We start from the raw sequence: 9,526 nt of genomic DNA, 5'->3' as shown, positions 1-9,526 counted from the left end.
TGTCGGCCGAGTTGTAGAGCCAGAGATCGTTGCCGTTGCGGACGAGGTCGCGCTCGGCGAGCATGTCCATCACCTGGAACCTGGCCTTGGCGGGGCCGTCCAGGTAGACCCGGACCGTGTGGGATCCGCTCAACAGTTCCATGACCGAAGCGGGGCCTTGGGTTGCCGTTGGCCCGACGGAGGGGAGCTGGGGGAGTCCCAGATCGGAACTCTGTTGAAGGGTTCCGGACAAAGCATGGACGTCGGCCCGGCCGATCATCGCGATGACTTCCTCTGCCGTTTTAGGAGGCAGGCTCGTCGCAGCTCCCGCCTGGTAGGAACCAGCGAGGGCCGCCGCAGCAAGGGCTACCGGAACCAGCGCGGCCGGCAACCAACGCAACCAAGGACGGGTCATGACAACCCCGCGAACCATCCACCATCGGCGAAGTTCATGCTTCCAGCGTACGCCTGCTGCCCGGAGTGATCACCCGTTCTTGGCCCCTAAGCTTCCAGCGTCCTCCGCACGAAGTCCGCGCTGGGCCGTGAATAGGCGGCCCCCAAGCGCTCGAACAAGGCGATTCCCGCCATGCCCGGCCAATCCTCGGGAAGGAATTCCGCCGGCAGCCCCGGATCAAGGTACGGAATGATCCGCCAGCGGTCGATGCAACGGACGTAACGGGCGAAGGTTTCGGCCGAGGCCGGGCCGCCGTCGGAACCGCTGTCTTGGCCGCCGTCGTCCGCCGCGGAACCATGATGCCGGATGAAGTCGCGATGCAGTTCTGCCACGGTGTCCAGGTCCCACCATGCGGATGCGGCCTCGCGGAGGCTGCCGCCCACCAAGGGGGTGTCCGTCACGAACACCGTGGCCATTCCGCGCAACCCCAGGTCCTCGAGGATCTCCTCCACTTCCACCCTGAGCGAATCCGGCAGATCCACAGCCCTGCTGCCACCGTGCCGCAGCCGATCCAGTGCAATCTCCGCCGCAATTGGTGCCGCTTTTCCCGCTCCGTTTCCGGAATGGAAAAGGACACGAGGCACCAGCGGTCCGCGGGGGACATCAGGCGGGGGTTGAAGATCCGGCGGTCTCCGCGGGCAAGCATCGTGGCGGCGCCCTCGGTGACGGCGAAGCCGGGAACACCTTCACGGAGCTGAGGAAGGACGATTTCCTTCTTTTTCAACCGTGACAAGGCCGTTCGGGACACGGCAGCGGTCACGCCAAGGGCCTCCATGAGGACGATGATGTGCCTTGAGGACATCCATCCGCCGGCATCGCGCAGGTATAAGCCGATGACGGTCCGCAGCAACGACGTGGTACTCCCGGGCCGGGAGTCCATGTCGTCGAGGACGGCACTCACAGGAGTTCGGTCAGGGCGTCCCGGATGGCGGTCACTCCCAGCTCAACCTCCGCGTAGCTGGTGCTGAGCGGCGAGAGCCCGATCCGCAATCCGTGCGGCGGACGGAAATCCGGAATGACACCCCGCTCCCAAAGCGTCCGGGTCACCTCGCCGAACAAGGGATGGTCCACCGTGATGTGCGAGCCACGCTCTGCGGTGTTGCGCGGGCTGACAATCTCGACGCCGAGGGGAACCAATATGTCCTCAGCCAAGGCGACTGCGTACTCCGTCAGCTTGATGGACTTCTCCCGCACAGCCTCCATGCCTACTGATGCGATCAGCTCAACCATGTCCTTGAGCGGCTGCATGGCCAGCACCGGGGGAGTTCCGGTGATGAAGCTGCGGATCCCACGGGCCGGGGTGTAGCTTTCGGTCATGCCGAAGGGGTTGTCGGCGCCCATCCAGCCCCAGATCGGCTGTTGCAGTCGGTCCTGCTGCGACGCGTTGACGTACGCGAACGCGGGGGAGCCCGGGCCGCCATTGAGGTATTTGTAGGTGCAACCAACAGCAAGGTCCACACCCCAGGCGTCCAGTTCGAGGGGCACCGAGCCTACCGAGTGGCACAAGTCCCAGAGCATGAGCGCTCCGGCTTCCTTGACCATCGCGGTGATCGCCGCGGCATCCGCCAGGAAACCCGAACGGTATGCCACGTGGCTGAGTACGACGACGGCGGTCCGCTCGCTGAGCAGTCCCTCGAGGTCCGTGGTCCGGACGCCGCTGGCCGGGTTGGAAGCGACCCACTTGATGGTGGCGCCCTTCTCCGCGGCGATGCCCTCGATGATGAAACGGTCCGTGGGGAAGTTGTCCCGGTCCACCACAATCTCATCGCGGCCCGCTTGGGCGTCGACCGCTGCCCGGATGAGCTTGTAGAGCATCACGGACGTGGAATCCCCCACGGTCACTTGGCCGGCGGCCGCGCCCAGGGTCACGACGCCGATGCGGTCGCCCACTGCGGTGGGCTCATCCATCCACTGTTCGTCCCAGCCGCGGATAAGGCGGCTGCCCCAGGCGTCCTCGACGAAGGACGCGAGCTTCGCCGACGTCGCCTTGAGCGGCCTGCCGAGCGAGTTCCCGTCAAGGTAGGCCGTGAGCTGGCCGTCCGACGGGGCGTAAAAGGCCTCACGCTGCCCGGCGAGGGGATCCGCGGCGTCGAGCTCTGCCGACGTCGGCCGTTGCATTTGCTGCACGCTGTTCATGTCTCTCCTGAAGAAAGCGATGGGGTTGCTTGGGATTTGCTGTTCAGTTGCCGATTTCGGTACGGACGGCGTAGAGCTCCGGGAAGAAAGTCAGGTCAAGGGCCCGCTTGAGGAAGTCGACGCCGGAGGAGCCTCCCGTGCCCACCTTGAATCCGATGGTCCGCTGCACGGTACGCAGGTGGCGGAAGCGCCACGCGTGGAAGTTGTCCTCGATGTCCACAAGGTCTTCGCACGCTTCGTAGAATCCCCAGGGTGTGGCTTCCGATTCGTAGATCTCCTGGAAGACCGGTACCAGATCCTTCTGGAACGTCCAGGGTTCGCTCGTGTCGCGTTCCAGGATGTCGGCCGGAACGGCATAACCGGCCCGCGCCAGCACTGCGAGGAAGGCGTCGTAAAGGGTCGGCTCCTCCAAGAGGGTACTGAGCTGGCTGTGCGCTGCCGGATCGCTCTCGAAGACCCGGAGCATGCCGCGGTTCTTGTTGCCCAGGAGGAACTCGACGCCGCGGTACTGGTGGGACTGGAAGCCTGACGAACTGCCCAGGAAGCGCCGGAATTCGGAATACTCGCGGGGAGTGAGCGTGCCCAGGACAGACCACTGCTCGGTCATGGTCCGCTGGATCGCCTTGACGCGTGCGATGCATTTGAGGGCTTTGGCAAGGTTGTCCATATCAAGGAGCCGGCGGGCTTCAAGAAGCTCATGCAGGATCAGCTTGAGCCACAGTTCGCTGGTCTGGTGCTGGATGATGAACAGCATTTCGTCATGGTGTTCCGGGGTGCTCAACGGGTGCTGGGCCGTGAGGAGGCGGTCAAGGTCCAGATACCCGCCATAGGACATGGCCCGGCTGAAGTCGGTGCGGACCGAATCCTCGATGGGCCTGATCCCTCGGGCCCTGATGGTCTCTTCGGAGTGGCCGGTGCGGTTTTCCATGCATTGAGATTATCACTTATGTGACGAACGTCAAGATAGTGAATTTCCGGACAGTCCCGGTGGCGTTCCAAAGCGCTTGCCTTACGCTGGCTTTGTTGGCACGTCCGGGAGGGGGCTGCATGACCACCGTGTCGCTGTATCTGGATGTCGACGGCGTGGTGAACCCCTTCGGTCCCCTGGGCTTCACCGATTGGGGTACGGAATGGAAAATCGCCGACGCCGGAATCCTGGACGTCGTCTACGCCTCCGAACTGGTTGACGAACTCAATGACCTGGCCGCCCACCCCGCGGCGAGGTTTGTATGGTTGACCACGTGGCAGCGGCTCGCGCCCGAGTTCCTATGCCCCGCCATCGGTCTCCACGGCGAGCATTGGCCCGTCTTGACCAGCGATGGTTGGGACCAGACTGCCGATTGGTGGAAGCTGGACGTCTTGCAGAAGGACGTCCAGGAGTCCGGAGCCGAACGGATCGTGTGGATGGACGATCAGCTGAACCATGAAGCCGCTGCCCGGTCCTGGGCCGAGTTCCTCGGCAACCGTGTGCTGTGGATCTCACCGGATCCGCGGCGGGGCCTGTCACGCAGCGATATCGCGGCTGTTCGGCAATTCCTTGGATGATTCGATGTTTGGCCATGCCGGCAATGGCACGTAAGATTCTTAAGGTTTCACGCCCGCCATAGTTAATTCCGCCAGTACAGTCAGATGAACGCGTGCTGAACTGTTTTTTGTTGGGCAGGCCCCGGGGAAGTGGAACTGCGCATCATCGACTCTGCAGATTGGGCACCAGGTGGGAATCACCTTCATGGTCGCGCTTGTCATAGCGCTGGCCTTATTTTTTGACTTCACCAACGGCTTCCACGACACTGCGAACGCCATGGCGACTCCGATCGCCACGGGTGCCATCAAACCCAAGACGGCTGTTGCCTTGGCCGCGGTGCTCAACCTCGTGGGCGCGTTCCTCTCGACCGAAGTGGCAAAGACCATTTCGGGCGGCCTGATCCGCGAGGGCACGGACGGTATCCACATCACGCCGGAGATCATCTTCGCCGGGCTGATGGGGGCCGTCCTGTGGAACATGTTCACGTGGCTCAAGGGGCTGCCGTCCAGTTCTTCGCACGCGCTTTTTGGCGGCCTCATCGGCGCTGCGATCGTCGGCATCGGATTCCACGCCGTCAACTTCGACACCGTGCTCCAGAAGGTGATCCTTCCGGCCGTCTTCTCGCCACTGCTCGCCGGTGCCGTGGCCTATCTGTGCACCAAGCTGGCCTACCTCCTGACGTCCCGGCATGACCCCGAAACCGGCGACAAGCTGACCCAGAAGCGCGGCGGATTCCGTACCGGCCAGATCTTCACTTCGAGCCTCGTCGCCTTGGCCCACGGTACCAACGACGCGCAAAAGACCATGGGCATCATCACCCTCGTCCTGATCGCCGCCGGAACCCAGCCGGCCGGCAGCGGCCCGCAGCTCTGGGTCATCGGGGCCTGCGCACTCGCCATCGCCATCGGAACCTATGCGGGTGGCTGGCGCATCATCCGGACCATGGGCTCGGGGCTGACCGACGTCAAGCCAGCCCAGGGCTTCTCCGCGGAAGCCAGCACGGCATCAGCCATCCTCGCTTCCTCCCACCTCGGCTTCGCGCTCTCCACCACGCAGGTGGCCTCCGGTTCGGTCATCGGCTCGGGACTCGGACGCAAAGGCACCACGGTGCGCTGGGGAACGGTGGGGCGCATCGCCACCGGCTGGCTCTTCACCCTCCCTGCGGCCGCAATCGTGGGCGCTTTGACGGCGTTCCTCATCGGCACCGGTACCGTCGGCGTGGTCATCGCCGCAGTCGTGGGCACCGCCGTCGTCGTCTACATGTTCATTTACTCGAGGAAATCGCACGTGGGCCACCACAACGCCGTGGAAGTCGAGGAAGCCGGCACCGCAGTCCGCTTCCGCAAGAAGAAGGCTAGAAAACAGAACCTGAGCAAAAGCGCGAGTAAGGACATCCAGGCATGAAGTGGTTTGATCTGGTGGAGGTAGCCGGCGCGACCCTTGTGGCGGCCGTTCTCCTCGTCGTGCTGTATTCGCTCGGTGTCCGCCTCACCGCCATCGCGGGCGACGCCCGGCAGAAATCGCCGGGCATGGTCCGGTCGCTCGCCTACGCTTGTTTTGCGGCCTGCGGCATCGCCGTGCTTTTCGGGATCTACCTGATCGTTCCGTACTTCTCGAAGTAGCTGTGAACGCTGCTGCCTGATGGGTAGGGTGGGGCCATGGCGGATTTCCAGTACTACGTGGCATCCTCGCTTGACGGTTCATCGCCACGAAAGAAGACGATCTTGGCTGGCTGCTCCAGTTCGAAGAGGCCGAGGGCGTCACCGAAAGCTATGAAGACTTCATGGCGGGCATCGGCTGCATTGTCATGGGCGGCCAAACGTACCGCTGGCTCATGGAACACGAACCGGGCAAGTGGCCCTACCAAGGTGTTCCATGCTGGATCTTCACCCACCGCGAATACGCCGCGCCGCCCGGCGCGGACGTCACATTCGTCCGTGGCGAGGTTGAGGAATTCGCGCCGGACCTGACTGCCGACGCCGGCGACAAGAACGTGTGGCTGGTTGGCGGCGGAAACCTCGTGGCCCAGTTCGCCAAGGCCGGCCTGCTGGACGAGATGATTGTCACCCTGATCCCGGTCGCTTTGGGTTCCGGCAAGCGCTTGTTGCCTGTTGAAAGCCCGACGGCGCCGCTCGAGTTGGTCTCCTCCCGCACCCTGGGTAGCGCGGCAGTAGAGGTGCGCTACAGGTTCCCCGCGCGTGCCGGTTCAGCGGGCCCTGTTCTCCCGGATCATGTTGGTGATCCGGGCAGTTGAGAGTCGCCGGCCGTGATCGTCGGTCATGACAATTTCATGGGTGGCGAGCGTGCCGCCCAAGTGGATGGCCGTGCAAGTGCCGGTGACCAGGCCGCTCGCAATGGAGCGATGGTGGGTTGCGCCCACCTCGATTCCCACCACGTGGCGCCCGGCTCCGGCATGCAGGGCTGCCGCGAAGGAGCCCAGGGTTTCGGCGAGGACCACGTGGGCTCCGCCGTGGAGGATGCCGGCAACCTGGGTATTGCCTTCGACCGGCATGGTGGCAACGGTCCGTTCAGGGCTCAGTTCCAGGAACTTGATGCCCATCTTCGTTACGAGGGAACCCACGCCATAGCGGGAAAGCCAACCATGCAACTCTTGCGGAACGCCGGCCGCATTGAGTTCGTCGGTGAACGGGCCCGGCGTGAAATTGTCCATCATGGCAACTAGGCTGGCACCTGTGAGCGAAACAACCAAACCGGACTCAGTTCCAACGGCAACGTCAACGGCAACCGCAAGCGCAGTGTCAACTGCCACCGCAACGGCACCAGACCCTTCAACAACCACTGCGGGCACGGCGGCCGGTGGCCGGCCGAGGCTCCTGGTCCTCGACGGTCACTCGATGGCGTTCCGGGCGTTCTATGCCCTGCCGGCGGAGAACTTCGCCACATCCTCGGGCCAGCACACCAACGCCGTGCATGGCTTCACCTCGATGTTGATCAACCTCATCAAGGACCAGAAGCCCACCCACGTTGCGGTGGCCTTCGACGTCTCGGACGACACGACGTTCCGCAAGGCGGAGTACAGCGAATACAAAGGTGGCCGCAACGAGACGCCGCAGGAATTCCGCGGGCAGATCGATCTCATCGACCAAGTCATGGAAGCGTGGGGCATCAAGACCATCAAGATGCCCGGGTACGAGGCAGACGACATTCTTGCCACACTCGCGGCCCGGGGAGAGGCCGCAGGTTACGAAGTCCTCCTGGTTTCAGGGGACCGTGACGCTTTCCAGCTCATCACGGACAACGTGTTCGTCCTGTACCCGAAACAGGGTGTTTCCAATATTCCCCGCATGGACGCGGCAGCGATCGAAGAAAAGTACTTCGTTCCCCCGTCCCGCTACTCCGATCTCGCCGCGCTGGTAGGGGAGTCCGCCGACAACCTCGCCGGCGTTCCCGGCGTCGGCCCCAAGACCGCGGCCAAGTGGATCAACCTGTACGGCGGCCTCGAAGGGATCCTGGAGAACCTGGATTCGATCGGCGGCAAAGTCGGTGGAGCCTCAGGGAAAACATCGACGCCGTCAAGCGGAACCGCCGCCTCAACCAGCTGCTCAAAGACCTTGAGCTCCCCGTGACGCTCGCGGAACTCGAGGAGCCGCGCCCGAACCGCCAGGAGGTCGAGACACTCTTCGACACCCTTGAATTCAAGACCCTCCGCGCCCGGCTGTTCGCACTCTATGGCGACGACACCGCTGGCGCGCCCCCCGAAACCATCGACGCGCCCGACTACAAGATCCTGGACGACGCCGCCGCCCTGGAGGAGTTCTTCTCCGCCGGTACGGGGAGCCGTGCCGCCGTCGCCGTGCAGTTGGTTCCCGGGCGGATCGGTGACGACGCCTCTGCCCTCGCCATCGTGCGTGCCAACGGGGCGGCCTACATCGAGTTGTCATCCTTGGACGCGGCGGCCGATGCCGTCCTTGCCAAGTGGCTTCAAGACCCCGAAGAAGCCAAGGTCATGCACGAGTTCAAGGACGCGTTGAAGGCCCTGAACCACCGTGGACTCGGCCTGGAAGGCGTGGTGGACGACACTGCCATTTCGGGCTACCTGATCCAGCCGGACCGCCGCAGCTACGAACTCGCCGAGCTCGCCCAGCACCACCTGAGGATCACCGTCGCGGCTGCGGCTGTACAAGCCGGCCAGCTGGAACTCGATCTTGGTGATGGGCCGGACGGGGCCGCCGCCAGCGCGCTCGTCCAGCAGGCCGCCGTCGTGCACACACTGAGCAAGCACTTCGAAAGCGAGCTCGCCGAACGCAAGGCCGAGGCGCTCCTGACCACCTTGGAGCTGCCGGTCGCACGGGTCCTGGCCCAGATGGAACTGTCGGGCATTGCCATCTCCACGGAACGCCTGAACGAACAGCTCGCGGACCTGGCGAAGGTGATCGACAACGCCCAGGAGCAAGCATTTGCCGCGATCGGCCACGAGGTCAATCTTGGCTCGCCCAAGCAGCTCCAGACCGTCCTCTTCGAAGAGCTCGGCCTGCCCAAGACCAAGAAGATCAAGTCCGGCTACACGACGGACGCTGCCTCGCTGAAGGCCCTCCTGGAGAAGACCGGCCACGAGTTCCTGGTGCAGCTCATGGCCCACCGGGAATCCTCCAAGCTGGCCCAAATGCTGGAGACCCTCAAGAAATCGGTGGCTGAGGACGGCCGCATCCACACCACGTACGCGCAGAACGTCGCGGCCACGGGGCGTATTTCCTCGAACAACCCCAATCTGCAGAACATACCGGTGCGCAGCGAGGAAGGCCGGCGGGTCCGCGGAATCTTCGTTGTCAGTGAGGGCTACGAATGTTTGCTGTCTGCCGACTACTCGCAGATTGAAATGCGCATCATGGCCCACCTGTCCGGCGATGAAGGCCTCATCCAGGCGTACAAGGACGGCGAGGACCTGCACCGCTATGTGGGCTCGCACATTTTCAACGTGGCACCGGAAGACGTCACTAGTGCCATGCGCTCCAAGGTCAAGGCCATGTCCTATGGGTTGGCCTATGGACTGACCTCGTTCGGCCTGTCCAAGCAACTGGAAATCTCGGTCGACGAAGCCAGGACCCTCATGAAGGACTACTTCGACCGCTTCGGCGCCGTGCGCGACTATCTGCGCGGCGTGGTGGAGCAGGCCCGGATCGACGGCTACACGGCCACGATCGAAGGCCGCCGTCGCTATCTTCCGGACCTGACCAGCACGGACCGCCAGCACCGCGAGATCGCCGAGCGCATTGCACTGAACTCGCCGATCCAGGGTTCGGCGGCGGACCTCATGAAGCGGGCCATGCTCGGCGTTTCGGCCGAGTTGACCAGCCAGGGGCTGAAGTCCAGGATGCTGCTGCAGGTCCACGACGAACTCGTCCTCGAGGTCGCCCACGGCGAACGCGAAGCCGTCGAAAAGCTCGTCACCGAACAAATGGGGACGGCGGCCG

8 protein-coding genes and 3 pseudogenes are annotated in these 9,526 nt (G+C 63.8%); 5 read left to right on the top strand and 6 right to left on the bottom strand.

The genetic code is table 11. The features are described from left to right. The 5 genes and pseudogenes from AHiyo1_RS24875 to kynA form a co-directional block, all read right to left on the bottom strand. Window positions 1–394 (bottom strand): annotated as a pseudogene (locus AHiyo1_RS24875) (DUF2092 domain-containing protein); the annotation flags it as partial. A gap of 86 nt (window positions 395–480) precedes the next feature. After that, a complete protein-coding gene (locus tag AHiyo1_RS27060) occupies window positions 481–849 on the bottom strand; it encodes a PaaX family transcriptional regulator C-terminal domain-containing protein (RefSeq protein ID WP_253257419.1) in 369 nt (122 codons plus the stop codon). Next, a complete protein-coding gene (locus tag AHiyo1_RS27055; protein ID WP_253257404.1) occupies window positions 831–1,334 on the bottom strand; it encodes a hypothetical protein in 504 nt (167 codons plus the stop codon). Before AHiyo1_RS27055 ends, AHiyo1_RS27060 begins: the two co-directional genes overlap by 19 nt. Beyond that, entirely contained in the window at window positions 1,331–2,569 is a 1,239-nt protein-coding gene (gene kynU, locus AHiyo1_RS16750; protein ID WP_059389300.1) for a kynureninase, read from the bottom strand. The genes AHiyo1_RS27055 and kynU overlap by 4 nt, the downstream gene beginning before the upstream one ends. Window positions 2,570–2,612: 43 nt before the next feature. Continuing rightward, on the bottom strand, window positions 2,613–3,497 hold the full coding sequence (gene kynA / locus AHiyo1_RS16745) for a tryptophan 2,3-dioxygenase (RefSeq protein ID WP_059389299.1): 885 nt from the start codon (window positions 3,495–3,497) through the stop codon (window positions 2,613–2,615). A gap of 119 nt (window positions 3,498–3,616) precedes the next feature. On the opposite strand from kynA, the gene AHiyo1_RS16740 reads away from it, so the two are divergent. From AHiyo1_RS16740 to AHiyo1_RS16725, 4 genes and pseudogenes are all read left to right on the top strand, one after another. Beyond that, on the top strand, window positions 3,617–4,114 hold the full coding sequence (locus AHiyo1_RS16740; RefSeq protein WP_059389298.1) for an HAD domain-containing protein: 498 nt from the start codon (window positions 3,617–3,619) through the stop codon (window positions 4,112–4,114). Between the two features lie 169 nt (window positions 4,115–4,283). After that, on the top strand, window positions 4,284–5,498 hold the full coding sequence (locus AHiyo1_RS16735) for an inorganic phosphate transporter (protein WP_059389297.1): 1,215 nt from the start codon (window positions 4,284–4,286) through the stop codon (window positions 5,496–5,498). Further along, window positions 5,495–5,716, top strand: coding sequence for a hypothetical protein (locus AHiyo1_RS16730; protein WP_059389296.1), 222 nt, complete (start codon window positions 5,495–5,497; stop codon window positions 5,714–5,716). Before AHiyo1_RS16735 ends, AHiyo1_RS16730 begins: the two co-directional genes overlap by 4 nt. Before the next feature lie 36 nt (window positions 5,717–5,752). Then, window positions 5,753–6,348 (top strand): annotated as a pseudogene (locus tag AHiyo1_RS16725) (dihydrofolate reductase family protein). On the opposite strand, the gene AHiyo1_RS16720 reads toward AHiyo1_RS16725, so the two are convergent. Then, entirely contained in the window at window positions 6,301–6,768 is a 468-nt protein-coding gene (locus tag AHiyo1_RS16720) for a hotdog fold thioesterase (protein ID WP_059389301.1), read from the bottom strand. The pseudogene AHiyo1_RS16725 and the gene AHiyo1_RS16720 sit on opposite strands and share 48 nt — an antisense overlap. 181 nt (window positions 6,769–6,949) lie before the next feature. On the opposite strand from AHiyo1_RS16720, the pseudogene polA reads away from it, so the two are divergent. Further along, window positions 6,950–9,526, top strand: a pseudogene (gene polA / locus AHiyo1_RS16715) (DNA polymerase I); the annotation flags it as partial.

Origin of the sequence: Arthrobacter sp. Hiyo1, assembly GCF_001263615.2 — a bacterium.
Taxonomy (GTDB): Bacteria; Actinomycetota; Actinomycetes; order Actinomycetales; family Micrococcaceae; genus Arthrobacter.
This window is presented reverse-complemented; position numbering and strand designations above follow the sequence as displayed.